General features: G+C 36.1%; 16 protein-coding genes and 2 pseudogenes. 15 read left to right on the top strand and 3 right to left on the bottom strand.

Going from position 1 to position 14,265, the window contains the following annotated elements; all coding sequences use genetic code 11:
* Positions 1–51: 51 nt before the first annotated feature.
* The 5 genes from QFZ31_RS00510 to QFZ31_RS00530 all read left to right on the top strand — a co-directional run bounded on the left by QFZ31_RS00510 (position 52) and on the right by QFZ31_RS00530 (position 4,622).
* Positions 52–537: a class I SAM-dependent methyltransferase gene (locus QFZ31_RS00510; RefSeq protein ID WP_307299931.1), complete on the top strand. Its 486-nt coding sequence runs from the start codon at positions 52–54 to the stop codon at positions 535–537.
* 441 nt (positions 538–978) lie between these two features.
* On the top strand, positions 979–1,536 hold the full coding sequence (locus QFZ31_RS00515; protein WP_307311292.1) for a cysteine hydrolase family protein: 558 nt from the start codon (positions 979–981) through the stop codon (positions 1,534–1,536).
* 122 nt (positions 1,537–1,658) lie between these two features.
* Entirely contained in the window at positions 1,659–2,693 is a 1,035-nt protein-coding gene (locus QFZ31_RS00520) for a serine hydrolase domain-containing protein (protein WP_307299933.1), read from the top strand.
* 466 nt (positions 2,694–3,159) lie between these two features.
* Positions 3,160–3,882 (top strand): cytochrome P460 family protein, encoded by a 723-nt coding sequence (locus QFZ31_RS00525; RefSeq protein ID WP_307299935.1) that lies wholly within the window; start codon positions 3,160–3,162, stop codon positions 3,880–3,882.
* 65 nt (positions 3,883–3,947) lie between these two features.
* Entirely contained in the window at positions 3,948–4,622 is a 675-nt protein-coding gene (locus QFZ31_RS00530; RefSeq protein WP_307299938.1) for a DUF4405 domain-containing protein, read from the top strand.
* Positions 4,623–4,675: 53 nt separating this feature from the next.
* On the opposite strand, the gene QFZ31_RS00535 is transcribed toward QFZ31_RS00530, so the two are convergent.
* Positions 4,676–5,593, bottom strand: a complete 918-nt coding sequence (locus tag QFZ31_RS00535; RefSeq protein WP_307299939.1) for an AraC family transcriptional regulator — start codon at positions 5,591–5,593, stop codon at positions 4,676–4,678.
* 198 nt (positions 5,594–5,791) lie between these two features.
* Between QFZ31_RS00535 and QFZ31_RS00540 the strand changes: the two genes are divergently transcribed.
* From QFZ31_RS00540 to QFZ31_RS00570, 7 genes and pseudogenes are all read left to right on the top strand, one after another.
* Entirely contained in the window at positions 5,792–6,757 is a 966-nt protein-coding gene (locus tag QFZ31_RS00540; protein ID WP_307299941.1) for an aldo/keto reductase, read from the top strand.
* A 36-nt stretch (positions 6,758–6,793) separates the two neighbouring features.
* Positions 6,794–7,645, top strand: a complete 852-nt coding sequence (locus QFZ31_RS00545) for an aldo/keto reductase (RefSeq protein WP_307299942.1) — start codon at positions 6,794–6,796, stop codon at positions 7,643–7,645.
* Positions 7,646–7,966: 321 nt separating this feature from the next.
* Positions 7,967–8,520 (top strand): annotated as a pseudogene (locus QFZ31_RS00550) (histidine phosphatase family protein).
* Positions 8,521–8,600: 80 nt separating this feature from the next.
* Complete coding sequence (locus tag QFZ31_RS00555) at positions 8,601–9,170, top strand: dihydrofolate reductase family protein (protein WP_307299944.1); 570 nt, start codon at positions 8,601–8,603, stop codon at positions 9,168–9,170.
* Positions 9,171–9,270: 100 nt separating this feature from the next.
* Positions 9,271–9,522 carry a hypothetical protein gene (locus tag QFZ31_RS00560; RefSeq protein WP_307299947.1) on the top strand — a complete coding sequence of 84 codons (252 nt, stop codon included), beginning with the start codon at positions 9,271–9,273 and terminating at the stop codon, positions 9,520–9,522.
* Between the two features lie 206 nt (positions 9,523–9,728).
* The gene (locus QFZ31_RS00565; RefSeq protein ID WP_307299950.1) at positions 9,729–10,103 is read left to right on the top strand and encodes a MerR family transcriptional regulator; all 375 of its coding nucleotides are present in this window, start codon (positions 9,729–9,731) and stop codon (positions 10,101–10,103) included.
* 193 nt (positions 10,104–10,296) lie between these two features.
* Positions 10,297–11,421 carry an NADH-dependent flavin oxidoreductase gene (locus tag QFZ31_RS00570; RefSeq protein ID WP_307299952.1) on the top strand — a complete coding sequence of 375 codons (1,125 nt, stop codon included), beginning with the start codon at positions 10,297–10,299 and terminating at the stop codon, positions 11,419–11,421.
* Between the two features lie 252 nt (positions 11,422–11,673).
* Here QFZ31_RS00570 and QFZ31_RS00575 read toward each other — a convergent pair.
* A pseudogene (locus QFZ31_RS00575) lies at positions 11,674–11,880 on the bottom strand (MFS transporter); the annotation flags it as partial.
* Between the two features lie 382 nt (positions 11,881–12,262).
* Here QFZ31_RS00575 and QFZ31_RS00580 point away from each other — a divergent pair.
* The 3 genes from QFZ31_RS00580 (at position 12,263) to qacH (ending at position 13,925) form a co-directional block, all read left to right on the top strand.
* Positions 12,263–12,808: a TetR/AcrR family transcriptional regulator gene (locus QFZ31_RS00580; protein WP_307299953.1), complete on the top strand. Its 546-nt coding sequence runs from the start codon at positions 12,263–12,265 to the stop codon at positions 12,806–12,808.
* Between the two features lie 179 nt (positions 12,809–12,987).
* Positions 12,988–13,200 (top strand): DUF6366 family protein, encoded by a 213-nt coding sequence (locus QFZ31_RS00585; RefSeq protein WP_179600830.1) that lies wholly within the window; start codon positions 12,988–12,990, stop codon positions 13,198–13,200.
* A gap of 356 nt (positions 13,201–13,556) precedes the next feature.
* A complete protein-coding gene (qacH, locus tag QFZ31_RS00590) occupies positions 13,557–13,925 on the top strand; it encodes a quaternary ammonium compound efflux SMR transporter QacH (protein WP_373459895.1) in 369 nt (122 codons plus the stop codon).
* A gap of 59 nt (positions 13,926–13,984) precedes the next feature.
* Here qacH and acpP read toward each other — a convergent pair whose 3' ends face one another.
* The gene (gene acpP, locus QFZ31_RS00595) at positions 13,985–14,221 is read right to left on the bottom strand and encodes an acyl carrier protein (protein ID WP_307299959.1); all 237 of its coding nucleotides are present in this window, start codon (positions 14,219–14,221) and stop codon (positions 13,985–13,987) included.
* Between the last annotated feature and the right edge of the window lie 44 nt (positions 14,222–14,265).

The raw sequence follows: 14,265 nt of genomic DNA on the forward strand, positions 1-14,265 counted from the left end.
AGATGGAATTGGTAGATTAATACGGAGAACTTTGCGCAGAAGTATAAGAAAGTGATAAATCGACTGCGGGTGAGTTTTATCTTTCATTTGTTAAGGATAAAACAACCGAAAGTGTTAGAACCCATGTGTGGAAATGGGAGAATGCTGATCCCTTTTATGGAAAAGGGTGTAGATATTGAGGGATTCGATATTTCAGAAGATATGCTAAAGGTATGTAGGCAAAAAGCGGAACAGTTAAACCTGACGCCAACTGTTTACTGTGAGAAAATAGAAGTCTTTAAATCTGATAAAAAATATGACTTAATCTTAATTCCATTTGGTTCGTTTTCATTACTACCTGATGAGTTAGCAGAACGTGGTCTTAATAATTTGAAAGCTGTGTTAAAGGATGAGGGAAAGATATTATTAACAACGATAACGAGGTATAACGGAATAGAAGATATACATGAATGGATAGAAACAAACCTGAAACATTCGACCAGGAGACCATTGTTGAATATAAAAAGGTTTATTTTGATGAGAATAATAGTTTACTAAACATTCAGCTGAAGTACGAGTCTTTTCTAGGAGACAAACTTGAAAAAACCGAGATTATGGATTTCCCTATGCGCCTTTACTATCCAGGTGAATTCAACAATCTACTTAAATCAAAAGGTTTTCAGAATATTGTGGTGCATGAGGTAAAGGATGGCTATGGACCAGGAACTTTATTTCGTGTTTTTGAATGCAGCAAATAAGTAATTAGAATAATGGTCATTATTCACATAAAAATTACCGTTAATTCATAATTTCCTTACAATCTTCAATTATGATGATTAAATGGATAGCAATCTATTAGGGGTTTCTAAGTCCTCTTTAATGGAATGGTAAATAAATAATCGACATTAAGCATGGAGGGGAAGTATGATTAACGAGTACACGAGTTTGTTGCAAAGCTATGAAGGACCTGAACTAATTATGTTGAGAGGGGTTTTGACAGTGAATCAAGCTTTACTCGTAATTGATGCCCAGCAGGAATTGATTGAGGGAAATGAAAATGAGGGCAGTGTTTTTAGTAAAGAGGAACTCTTGAAAAATATTAACTTGGTCATTGAAAAGGCAAAAGAAGCAGAAGTATTAGTGGTTTTTGTAAGGGATAAAGATGTGGCTGGCGGTGAAGGAGAAGGGTTTCAAGTTCATCAAAAAATTAATATTCCTCCTACTTCCATGATTTTTGATAAAAAAGCCACTAATTCATTTTATGGTACAGGTTTGCTAGATTACTTGAGAGATCATGAAATCGAACACCTCGTCATCATGGGTTGTCAAACGGAATACTGCATTGATTCGGCTGTGAGAACCGCGACCATCAATGGGTTTGATGTGACCTTAGCAGCAGATGGTCATTCTACAAGAGATTCATCCGTTCTAACTGCAGAACAAATCATAGGTCATCATAATAAAACATTGCATGGGCATTACAATGTCGACAACTTTGCAGTTGTTCGAAAAAGTGAAGAAGACTTGTTTCAACCCATTCATAATAATTACAGATAAAAACGACAGTCCTGTCGTAATATGGTAAAATAGACCAACAAATTGTAAGTAGATTTGTTGGTCTATTTTGTTGATAGGGGCATTTTGATAATTGAATTGTATTGAAATCTGGAGGAATAGCTATGAACACTAAGTTAGAAGAAATAGTTTCAAATATTCAAAGGAATGTTGATTTCTCAGGTTCGGTATTTGTTGAAGATAAGGATAAGGTTTTAGTAGATAAAAGCTTTGGTTACGCGAATCGTTCAGATGAATTAGAAAATAATTCTGCTACCCGTTTTGGAATTGCATCTGGTTGTAAACTCTTCACGGCTATAGCCATTTGTCAGCTTGTGCAGGAGGGGAAGATCTCTTTTGATTCTACATTGACCGAATGTCTTACTAATAATTTTAAACATTTTGATGATAAGGTGACTGTCCATCATTTGCTGACACATACATCGGGAATACCGGATTATTTTGATGAGGATGTAATGGATAACTTTGAGGAGCTTTGGATTAAAAATCCTATGTATCATATAAGAAAGTTAAAAGATTTCTTACCAATGTTTCAAAATAATCCAATGATGTCCAAGGTAGGAGAAACATTTCACTATAATAATGCTGGATATATTTTATTAGGATTAATTGTGGAACAGGCAAGTGGACTTGAATTCTCTGATTATGTTCAGAAAAACATTTTCAATAAAGCTGAAATGAAGCAGTCTGGATACTTTTCATTTGACTCCCTGCCGCCTAATACTGCATTAGGCTATATTGATAATCCTGATGGAACCTGGAAAACCAACATCTATTCTTTACCTGTAAAAGGTGGTTCCGATGGCGGTGCATTTGTAACAGCTAATGATATGGCTATACTATGGAACGCACTTTTAAATTACCAGCTTTTAAATGAAACTTATACTAATAAGCTCTTAACCATACATACACAAGTCAATGAAACTAGTTTCTATGGTTATGGTATTTGGATAAAGAAGACAACAGATAACAATATCCTAAAATACCATGTAATGGGTTACGATCCTGGTGTGAGCTTTCATTCTGCTTATTATCCTGACTTATCAATAAAGGTTGTTATTTGCTCCAATAAGTCGGATGGAGCATTTGAGATCATGAGTGGTATTGAACAGGAATTAACAATAGCAAACACCTTGTAATACACACAATTAGAAGTACTCTTCAAATTAGCGCATTCTTCATTTTTAGTAAATTATGAACTTGAAAGACTGTGAAACAATTGCTAAATTTTGTTGCTGCGTTTGGTATTTTTTTAATCGTTAAGAAAAAAATAGACTTCTTATGCTAATGGGGCGATTCTTCAATAACGAAGGATCGCTTATTCTTATTCAAGTAACCTTCACCATAGTTTAGTACGACCTTCACTACGTTTTGCGCTCTTCTTTCACCACCTTTCAATACCAGTTACTAACAAAACTTCCCCTGAATTCTGTGAGTGCAAATTATTGCGAGCCCCCTAATGGAGAGGATTAGGCAAACATCTAAGAGGAATAGGATATTAGTTGCTTTTTTATTTGTGAGAAAATAAACAGGATTAGCGAATCCACCTAAAGCATGGAATTTACCATGACTATAAAGGAATCCAACTGGGAGGAGGAAAACAGTATGAAACGTTTAATATTTCATTCCCTTGCATTGATGATCCTAATTCTTACGGCTTGTAACAGCAATAACGGCACAAAAGGAGTTTCACAACAGGAGTCATCTGATGAAAGTTCCGAGCAGGCGTCCTCTGGGGCTGGCACTAGCCTAGTCAAGTTCCCTGAAAACTACGAAAAGGGTGTACTCTACACAACTGTGACTCGTGGAAATACTTACGAAGAGCTTTACACGAGTCGTGAAGCAATCGAAGCTGTCCAAAGCGGAGAGCCAATCCCCAGCGGTACTGTTATTACACTTGAAATCTATCAGGATGAAGAACTTGATCGAATCTTCGTGATGGAAAAGCGGAATGGTTGGGCTGACCAGAACCCGGCTGATATGCGGAACGGCCATTGGCAATACCAGGAGTTTACAGAAGACGGGTCGGTGAACGAAGAGGCGGACATCGGTCGCTGCTTTTCCTGCCACGCAAATCAGGAACGGGATGATTACGTTAACACACTAGATGAGATGCAGGATTTTGATTTAGATAATATTGCTGGCTTTAATGAAGGAAATACTGAATCCCAAATCGCGGGTATTCCGATTGAGGAGTGGGAGGTAAAAGAGGTTGGCAATAATCTGAATGCTCAGAAGGATGAGTATGAGCTACTTGCAGATATGTCAAAGGAGGAAATGATCCAGAAGGCACTTTTTATGATTCATTTTAATAAGGAGAATAGCTGACTGTCTTTCCTGCTTAACATCAGAAACTAGACTCGGTTGTAAGAAAATAGAAAGAGGAGAACTTTTTGTTAATCAGACTAGTTATTGATTTTTCTATGACAGTTCTCATGTTAGTTGCGATGGCTTACCATATTACTGGGAATGCAATCCATGAACTGATTGGAGTTTCCCTGCTGGTATTGTTTCTTGTCCACAATATTTTAAACCGGAGATGGTATAAGACAATTTTTAAGGGAAAGCACAATGTCCGACGTATCCTAAGCTTAGCGGTCAATCTGCTTTTTCTTTTGTCCATGACTGTGGTGATGGTAAGCTCTGTACCTATATCCCAAGACATATTCCCATTTACTCAAATAAACAATGATATGATTCTGCGACAGATACATGTTCTGACTTCTTACTGGGGCTTTATCTTCATGGCTATACATATAGGATTGTCCTGGGGAACGATTCTCAATGCAGCGCGAAAAATGACTGGTATTACAAACCCAAGCATTATCCGGACAATTACGCTGCGTGTCATAGCTGTGTTGATTGTTGTTTATGGTGTCCAGGCATCTTTTGAGAGAGATATAGTTTCCAAGCTTACTATATATAATCCATTTGGTTGGGGCTTTGATGGGTCCACTTCGGAATTTATATTTGATTACTTATCTATAATGGGTATTTATATCGCTGGTTCACATTACGCTCTGAAAATTGTTCAGAAGCAGGGAAAAGATAGAGCTCACTTAAGGTAATTCTGTTATTTTCAACAAGGAGCAGTGGTCTTAAGCCTCTGCTCCTTTTTTCTTCACGCGTTTTTCCTTTGATCATAGGATTCTTTCAGGCGTTTTATATCCTCTTTAGGTGGTAAACCAAATAGTCGGGAATATTCACTGCTGAATTGCGATGGACTTTCATAACCGACACGGAATGCAACATCAGCAGCACCTGCTGCCTCAGTTAATAACAAATGCCTGGCCTCTTGCAGTCTCAGTTGTTTTTGGAACTGTATGGGGCTCATTGCGGTAACCTCTTTAAAAAGTCTATGAAGCGATGAAACACCCATATTGGCTATTTCCGCTAGCTCCTCCACCCGAATAGCCCGGTCGTAATTATTCATGATATGTTCGATTGCGTCACTAATTTGATAGGTAGAACTTCCTTCTACTGCAATTTGCCCTAGTGCAGCACCGTGCCGCCCTTGTAGAACCCTATAGATGATTTCCTTTTTGATAAGAGGAGCAAGGATCGAGATATCTTCAGGATTGTCAAGTAAGCGAACAAATCTGGCTACCGCGTCCAACAGAGGTAACTCTATCAGGTTGACATACATCCCTCTCTTAGTATTTTCTTCTTTACCCACACCGATTTGAAAATCTCCTAAAACTTCTAAAATTTCATTAGGCGTAAACTCAATTTTAAGAGCCAGATATGGATCCTGGGAAGAAGCCTCCGTTACTTGCCCGATAATTGGCAAGTTAACAGACGTAACAAGGTAATCGGCAGGTCCGTACCTATAAAGCTCCTGTGATAGCAGGACCTTCTTCATACCCTGAACGACGATGCATAAGGAAGGTTTATGAACACCGTAAAATGGTCCGGCTGCATCAGAGAAATGAGAGAAAAATAAAGACGGAATAGCAGTCCCATGACCACCATCCTGACCTGTGTGACGCTTAATGAGTTTGGCAAGTTCACCCTGGTATTTATGGATTTGTTCAGACATAGGTACCTCCTTGTTCTTTTCTTATATCTCAATTGTAATGCACTTTACTATGTAGCGAAAGTATGGTGAGAGGATTAGGCAATGATTCGATAGGAATTGGATATCAGTCGCGTTATCATTTGTTGCATAATAATAAAGTACAATTCCTGGTAAAGTAACTACATTGCATAATCGTATGGTAAAAGTAGGGGGAATATAATGGACAAGCGTAAATTAGGGAATAGTGGACTGGAAGTTTCCGCTATTGGACTCGGTTGTATGGGAATGGATCATGCTTATGGGCAGCCAGCAGATCGTAAAGAAATGATCAAACTAATTCGTAAATCTGTTGAACTTGGCTGCAATTTCTTTGATACTGCAGTGGTTTATGGAGAATCGAACGAAGAATTGTTAGGTGAAGCACTTGCACCAGTAAGGGATCAAGTCGTGATTGCAACGAAATTCGGAATTACTGGTCAAGAAATTGTAAATGATCGTCCTGTAAATATTTTAAATAGTAAACCACAATCAATTAGAGAACAATTAGTAGGTTCATTAAATAGATTAAAAGTTGATAGCATTGATTTATATTATCAACATCGTGTCGATCCCGATGTAGAACCAGAAACCGTGGCTGAAACGATGAAAAAATTAATGGCTGAAGGAAAAATTAAAGCATGGGGATTATCAAATGCACCCATTGATTACATGAGACGTGCACATGCTGTATGTCCGATTGCAGCTATTGAAAATCAATATTCAATGATGTGGCGTGAACCAGAAAAGGAACTATTTGATAGTTGTGAAGAGTTAGGGATTGCTTTTGTTGCGTACAGTCCATTAGGAAATGGTTTCTTAAGCGGAAAATATACAAAAGATACAAAGTATGAAAAAGGTGACTTCAGAAGTTTCATGGGAAGATTCAAACCTGAAGTGATGGATCATAACCAAATGTTATTAGAAGTAATTGCTAAGGTTGCTGAAAGAAAGAATGCAACATCTGCACAAGTTGTATTAGCATGGGAATTAGCTCAAAAACCATTTATTATTCCAATTCCAGGTACAACAAAGTTACACAGGTTAGAAGAAAACTTGGGCGGGGCTGATATTGTTTTAACAATTGAAGAGTTAGATAGCTTAAATAATGCTTTATCAAAAATTGATATTGATGAAACACACTTTTAATGAAAATGAATGGCTTAAAAAACAGGAGGAATTTATATGCAAAAAGTAATGTTGAACAATGGTGTTGAGATGCCTATACTCGGCTTTGGTGTTTTTCAAATGAATGATCCAAAAGAATGTGAACAGTCCGTTTACGATGCTCTTATGGCAGGCTATCGTCTAATTGATACGGCTGCCTCTTATCTAAATGAAGAAGCGGTGGGCAGAGCCATTAAGCGGAGTGGTGTGCCAAGAGAGGATTTGTTTATTACAACAAAACTTTGGGTTCAGGACGCTGGTTATGAGAGCACAAAGAAAGCATTCGCAAAATCACTAGAAAGACTACAATTGGATTATCTGGACTTGTATTTGATACATCAGCCATTTGGTGATATACACGGTTCTTGGCGTGCCATGGAGGAGATGTATCGCGAAGGTAAAATCAAGGCTATCGGTGTGAGTAACTTCCATCCAGACCGTTTGATTGATCTCATCATCCATAGTGAAGTGGTTCCTGCCGTAAACCAGGTTGAAACACATCCTTTCAATCAACAAATTGATAGTCATAACTTTATGAAAGAGAACAATGTTCAAATAGAGTCTTGGGGTCCATTTGCTGAAGGTAAAAATGATATCTTCCAGAATGACTTGCTAGTTTCAATTGCGGAAAAACATAATAAATCCGTTGCACAGGTGATTTTACGTTGGCTGACACAACGAGGAGTGGTTGCAATTCCGAAGTCAGTTCGTAAGGAAAGAATCATCGAAAACTTCGATATCTTTGATTTTGAATTGAGCCAAGTAGATATGGAGAAGATTTCTACTTTAGACACGAAGGAAAGCTTGTTCTTTTCTCACAGGGATCCTGAAATGGTAAAATGGATCGGTACTCGTAAACTTGATATTTAATTTCCTTTCTTATCAACAAAATCAGCTGCCGTTTATATTGGTCAAGTAAAATTTACTGTACTCCTATTACAGAAGGTCACCGTAAAGAAGAGTTTAGCAACAATACTCGTAAGTATGCCCCACTCATTGAGAAGCGGGCATTTCTTTTTTTCTTTAAAGTTTGACAATCAATGATGGCTTATTTCAAGCTATACTAATTAATTTGAAAATTGAATGATATAAAATCGGTGAAACTATTCTATTGGATGGAAGGTTGCCTGATGCTGTTTCACCTTGGTGGAAAAAGTAATTTTTTAAGATTCAATGAGGTAGGGGATACAAATGAAAAAGACATTATATTTAATGAGACATGAAGGCAAGTTCAAGGTTGGTGTGATTCGCCACTTACAGAATTAGGAATCAAACAAGCGGAGACCGCTGCAAAATATTTTAAAGAGAACAATATCGTTTTCGACCGCGCTTATAGCTCAACATCCGAAAGAGCTTGTGACACTTTAGAAATTGTGACCGATATACCTTATACAAGAGTAAAGGGATTAAAGGAATGGAATTTTGGAACGTTTGAAGGTGAAAGTGAGGACTTAAACCCGCCACTTCCTTATGGTGATTTCTTTGTTACTTTTGGTGGAGAAGGACAAAAAGAATTTCAAAAAAGAATAGCGGACACATGCCAAAAATTAATGGAAGATGATAATAAAGTTGTTTTAGCTGTATCTCATGGAGCTGCTTGTAGAAATTTCATGAGGGTTTGGGAACATACAAGTTCCATTACCCAACAAGAAAGAATCGGAAATTGTTGTATTTTAAAATTTGAATTTGAAAACAAAGAATATAAATTAGTTGACATTATTAATCATAATTTTACTAATTTATGAGATGAAATGACAGTAAGTTAAAACTTTAATATCCACATCCGGAAAGAAAAATAATTAATAAACTACCTGGAGGCTGAACAATGTCTATAGAGGGAAAGCCAAGAAGAATCATATTAGATTTAGCCGTTACGTTAGATGGTTTTATTGAAGGGGTAAATGGAGAAGTTGATTGGTGCATAATGGACTCGGACATGGGGTTTATCGATTTCTTACATCAAATTGATACTATTTTATATGGGAGAAAGAGCTATGAATTATGGGGGCAATTTACTCCAGAAAGTGATGTTACAGAAACTGAAAAAGCCTTATGGGATTTAGTACATAGTAAACAAAAATATGTGTTTTCGAGAACTATAAAAGGGATCGATGATAAAGCTATATTTATAAATAATCAGATACTTGAGGAAGTTAATAAATTAAAGGATAAGCCAGGTAAAGACATCTGGTTATATGGTGGAGCCAGTCTTATTACAACTTTTATTAAGTTAGGGCTTGTAGATGAATTTAGATTATCTGTTCACCCTGTTGTTTTAGGAGAAGGAAAACCGTTGTTTATGGATATACAAGAGAGGTTAAATTTGAAATTGGTTCATACAAGATCATTCTCCTCTGGCGTTGTCCAGCTAATTTATCATTTGAATAGGGATTAATCTGTTTTAAAATCTTGGGCTGATTCATTCAGCTTTTTTTATACATCAAAAACAAACATATGTTCTATAATTAAAATAACAACAGAAATGGGGGATTAGAGTGTATTTCAATCTGGAAGTCCATCTTTGCATCGAAGGAACAAGGATGTTATCTAAGGGCAGGTTTGAAGCAAGGTGTAAAAGCGAAATTCCGTTGTTGGCATATCAGGTTGTACGAAGCATTAAGCGAGAGACCGGTTATCGTACAACATTAATTGAAAAGGTTATTGTAAACGGAACAGAAGATATCTCAGTGGAGGTTAAGAAAATCGAAAGTATGCCCATCCCGCCTTTAGATAATATCTTTTGGTAAAAGCTTGTACGCATACATGGCAGTTAGAGTCACAAATATAACTGCGGTGAATTTTTGTTTTTTTATATACCATTAACGATGGGAATCAACTCAAAACGGACAGAAGAATTATAAATTTTTGACTTAGAGTAAACTCTAAGTATTACTCTTACTTTGTATCACAAATTAATGGGAATAAGATATCTGATTTATTGGAGGCGGTTATATTGACATATTCTATAGGAGAATTTTCTAAAATCGTGGGGTTAAGCGAACATACATTGAGGTTTTATGAAAAGGAAGGCTTAATAAAAGTAAACAGAGACCATAACAATGTCAGAATCTACACAGATGAAAATAGATTATGGATTGAATCTTTGCTCCACCTAAAAAATACGGGGATGTCACTAAAAGACATGAAACAATTCGCAATGTGGGGGCATATTGGGGATGAAACAATGGAAGAACGGTTAGCTTTACTTAAAAATCATAGAAAAAAAGTAGTAGAGGAATTTGAGAAGCTTCGTCAAAGTTTAGAGCATCTGGATAATAAAATTAATTTTTATGAAAATGAACTAGGAGACTGTTTCTCTACAAATTAAGCAGCTAAATGGTTTTTCCGTTTGCCTCCTTTTTGATACCCCTACAGATAGCTATCGAAATCATTTTTTTTATGGAAAAAAGATACAAATAGTAAAATACTTGCCTTAGAGTCCACTCTAAGGATTAATCTATTCTTGCACCAATAAAAAACATATGAAAGTTTGATAATAAACAAATAGAAAGAGGTAAAAAATGAACACAAAATATAGCAACTTATTTGAATCCTTTACTTTTAAAAATGGTATCACCCTTAGTAATAGGATCGTAATGGCTCCAATGACAACTTGGTCCAGTAATGATGATTACACTATTTCAGACGAAGAAGTTAATTATTATAAAAGAAGAGTCAATGGAGTGGGACTTGTGATAACTGGCTGTACGCATGTGCAACCAAACGGTATAGGTTTTACGCATGAATTCGCAGCTTACGACGATAAATTTATTCCAAGTTTACGTAAATTAGCTGATGCTGCCAAAAGTGGTGGAGCTCCTGTGTTACTTCAAATTTTCCATGCAGGCAACAAAGCACTGCCATCTTTAACTCCAAATGGTGAGGTGGTTAGTTCCAGTGCGGTAGAAACTCAAGCTACGGGATTTGCACCTTCAGTATTACCTAGGGAACTGTCTCATGATGAAATCTTGGAAGTAATTCATGCGTTTGGTGAAACAACAAGACGAGCGATTGAAGCTGGTTTTGATGGTGTTGAAATTCATGGTGCACACGGATTTTTACTTCAAAACTTCTTCTCCCCTTTCTTCAATCGACGTGAGGATGAATGGGGTGGATCCCTAGAAAATCGCTTGCGTTTCCCATTGGCCGTCATTCAGAAAATGAAAAATGTGATTAAGAATCATGCAACAAAGCCGTTTATTTTCGGATACAGAATATCACCTGAAGAACAAGGCGGTTATGGGATGAAAGAAGCCTATGAATTAATTGACCATCTGGTGGAACAGGATTTGGATTACATCCATGTATCGCTTGATGATGTTTCTTCAAAACCACGAGGCATTGAAGATGGAAAAACACGGCTTGAATTAATTCTTGAACATGTAAACCGCAGAGTTCCTGTTATAGCTGCAGGTTCTATGGTAACTGCTGATGATGTTGCATCTGCTTTAGATAAGGGGTTATCCCTAGCAGCAGTTGGTCATACGTTAATCATGAATCCAGACTGGGTAGAAAAGGTTCAGAATGGAAAAGAAGCTGAAATTAAGACAGCAATTAAGACTACACAAGTGAGCGATCTTGAGCTTCCAGAAAAACTTTGGGGGGTCATTCAAGCTTCAGGTCCATGGTTTAAGATTGAAGATTAAAATCGAAAAGAAAAGAGATAAGGTTGTCATTCGTACAACCATTATCTCCCGCTCGTACCATTGCATTTGTATGGGTATTGCTGCTGAGCGAAGTAAAAAAAATGTAAAGAGCTTTAGGAATTTAAGTATATTTCTTCAAAAAGGACAAAGAAAAGCCGATTTCTTAATAGGATAATCGGCTTTTTTTTCTTTTTTATTTTAACGAAAACTGTTTAGACACATTAAAACAAGCTACCCCACTCCTAAACGTAATTAATCCAAATTTATTTCTTGAGGAGCAGGCACAGGTTTTCCGTTTTTTATTAGGACGGCATTAAAAAAGACAGCCAACAAACTGGTTGCAAAGATAATTACTCCTAATGGTATGGCAGAATATTCACCCGCCATTCCCACAAGTGGGGAAGTAATGGAACCTAATAAAAAGGGTAGGATCCCTAACAGTGCAGAGGCACTACCAGCAGTAGCATCTTTAGTAAAAAGCTCTGTTTGCTTCCAAACTTCTTTCTTGTCTGCCAATATTGAGAAATTATCAACAAGTTCTCTAAGGGCTCTTACGTTTTCTAATTCTTCAATTCTTTTCTCTAAAATTGTTTGTGTCATGTTTCTTCCTCCGTAATCTCATTTATTTTTAAATCATGATTTAATTATTTTTAAATCATGATTTAATTATTTTTAAATTGTTTCATATTAAAAATTCGTATTGTGGTATTAATTCACAACTGTGTATAATATAAAATAAAAAAAGGGCGTACTCAATTGCCAAATAATCCTGATTCGAGAATTAATACACGAATTCGATAAAATTGTGCAATAAATATAAGGAATTTGGAGGTCAATCTAGGTGACTAAAGTGGATAGAAGAATAGCCAAATCTCAAGAAGCCATAAAAAAAGCATTAATTAAACTAATGAATGAAAAACATTTCGATAAAATTACGCTACAAGATATTTCCGATAGAGCGAATGTTAACAGAAGGACTATTTACCTTCACTACATGGATAAATTTGATCTGCTTGATAAAATTATCGAAGAACACATTAACAAGCTACAAGAAATGTTCGAAGAGTTATCTGATGTGGACTTTATCACTGGTGGACAAGCAATTTTTGAATATTTTCAAGAGAATTATTTATTCTTTTCAACAATGTTGGTCGGAGGTGGAGCCGATAATTTTCGGAATCAATACCTTGAGTTTTCAGTTGAACTTCTAAAGGGTGAAGTGAATACAGAAGAAGGCAAAAATAAGGGATTAAATGAAGAGATTATTCTCCGATTTGTTGCAGCTGCTTATGTAGAGGTAGTTGAATGGTGGTTCAAGAATGAAATGCCTTATCCGCCTCGTGTCATGGCAGAACAAGTGGGGTTATTAATAAAGAGAATTTTATAAGGAAGCCAATAAATACAGGATTTTATGCAAATCTGTAGTTATTGGCTTATATCTATGGGGCTTAAGGTAAGATACAACTACTTACTAAGCAAATAATTTTTATGGAACACAAAGGCAGGATATGAAAGAAGGTATTACTAAGAAAATTAGAGAATACGTTATTCATAGGGGGTGTAGACTTGACTAATCCGATAGAAACTTCCGAAGAAAAAAGAGAGAAATTAAGACAAAAAGAACTAAATAAAAATCCGAGTGGTGCATTAAGAGATGGATTTAATCGAGCTGAAAATGGAAATTTAGCAGATTTAGTTGGTGGTTTAGGTTGGAAAGGAACAGGAATCTTAATTATTGTTTTAATAGCGGGATATGTTTTATATAAACTGTTTTTTTAAAGGTTTTAAGTAGGCTTGCGATGATGTATTGAAAAAAATTTATGTATAGTAGAGGAAAGGGATGAATGAATTGGAAACATTTGGTGCAATCTTTCCCATTGTTTTATGGCTAGTAATTCTTGGTGGAATCGGTTTTGGCTTATATAGACTTTTAAAAACGAAACAAAAATAACAAGTTTTTAATTATGATTTTATTTGGGTAGGTATTATTTATTGGAAAATTATGGAGTGCATTTGATAATTAAGGGGTTATATAAATATCTAAAGTAATTTTATCTCAACATGCACCGCAAACAGCGGTGCTTTGTTGTGCTAAGAAATAAAGTTGCCTAGGAGGATGGGAACCAGTGTCGTATATGTATTTAGCTCTTGCAATAGTTGGGGAACTTATTGGTTCTTCTTTATTAAAAGCATCTGAAGGATTTTCAAAACTTTTTCCTACAATAGGTGTAATAGTAGCTTTCGTTGGTTGTTTTTTCTTTTTGTCATTGTCATTGAAAACAATTCCTTTAAATACTGCGTATGCAATATGGTCAGGAGTTGGAATTGTAGCTACTACAATTATTTCGGTTTTAATTTGGAAAGAGAAAATTAATACTGCTAGTATTACAGGAATCATACTGATTCTTGTAGGAGTTGTAATATTGAATTTGTTCGGACCAGGACATGGAGAATCTAGTCATGACGCCAGCGAATCGATTACAATCAATGAAAAAATGAAATAACAAAAAAATCCTTCTTAACCGAGAAGGATTTTTTTATTCATTTAAATTTATTTGTCTTCTTATTTATTACGTTGGTTTTGAATATAGTTAACAACATCGCCTACTGTCTGAAGCGTCGCTGCTACTTTATCGTTAATTTCGATCGCGAATTCATCTTCTATTTCCATCGTCAGGTCCACCATATCAAGTGAATCAGCATCGAAGTCATCTTTGAATGATGATTCCATTTTGATATTCTCCATTTTGACACCAAGTTGGTCTGCAATAATAGGCTTTAACTTTTCAAATGTGGTCATTGTGACAACCTCCTAAGTATTTCATAACCACTATTATAACAACC

It is taken from the genome of Neobacillus niacini, assembly GCF_030817595.1.
In the GTDB taxonomy this organism is placed as follows: domain Bacteria; phylum Bacillota; class Bacilli; order Bacillales; family Cytobacillaceae; genus Neobacillus; species Neobacillus niacini_G.

Bases quoted from the DNA above. Each gene is read 5' to 3' on its own strand.
- QFZ31_RS00520 (WP_307299933.1), top strand. From the start codon at position 1,659: ATGAACACTAAGTTAGAAGAAATAGTTTCAAATATTCAAAGGAATGTT.
- QFZ31_RS00525 (WP_307299935.1), top strand. From the start codon at position 3,160: ATGAAACGTTTAATATTTCATTCCCTTGCATTGATGATCCTAATTCTT.
- QFZ31_RS00535 (WP_307299939.1), bottom strand. From the start codon at position 5,593: ATGTCTGAACAAATCCATAAATACCAGGGTGAACTTGCCAAACTCATT.
- QFZ31_RS00540 (WP_307299941.1), top strand. From the start codon at position 5,792: ATGGACAAGCGTAAATTAGGGAATAGTGGACTGGAAGTTTCCGCTATT.
- QFZ31_RS00545 (WP_307299942.1), top strand. From the start codon at position 6,794: ATGCAAAAAGTAATGTTGAACAATGGTGTTGAGATGCCTATACTCGGC.
- QFZ31_RS00555 (WP_307299944.1), top strand. From the start codon at position 8,601: ATGTCTATAGAGGGAAAGCCAAGAAGAATCATATTAGATTTAGCCGTT.
- QFZ31_RS00570 (WP_307299952.1), top strand. From the start codon at position 10,297: ATGAACACAAAATATAGCAACTTATTTGAATCCTTTACTTTTAAAAAT.
- qacH (WP_373459895.1), top strand. From the start codon at position 13,557: ATGTATTTAGCTCTTGCAATAGTTGGGGAACTTATTGGTTCTTCTTTA.
- acpP (WP_307299959.1), bottom strand. From the start codon at position 14,221: ATGACCACATTTGAAAAGTTAAAGCCTATTATTGCAGACCAACTTGGT.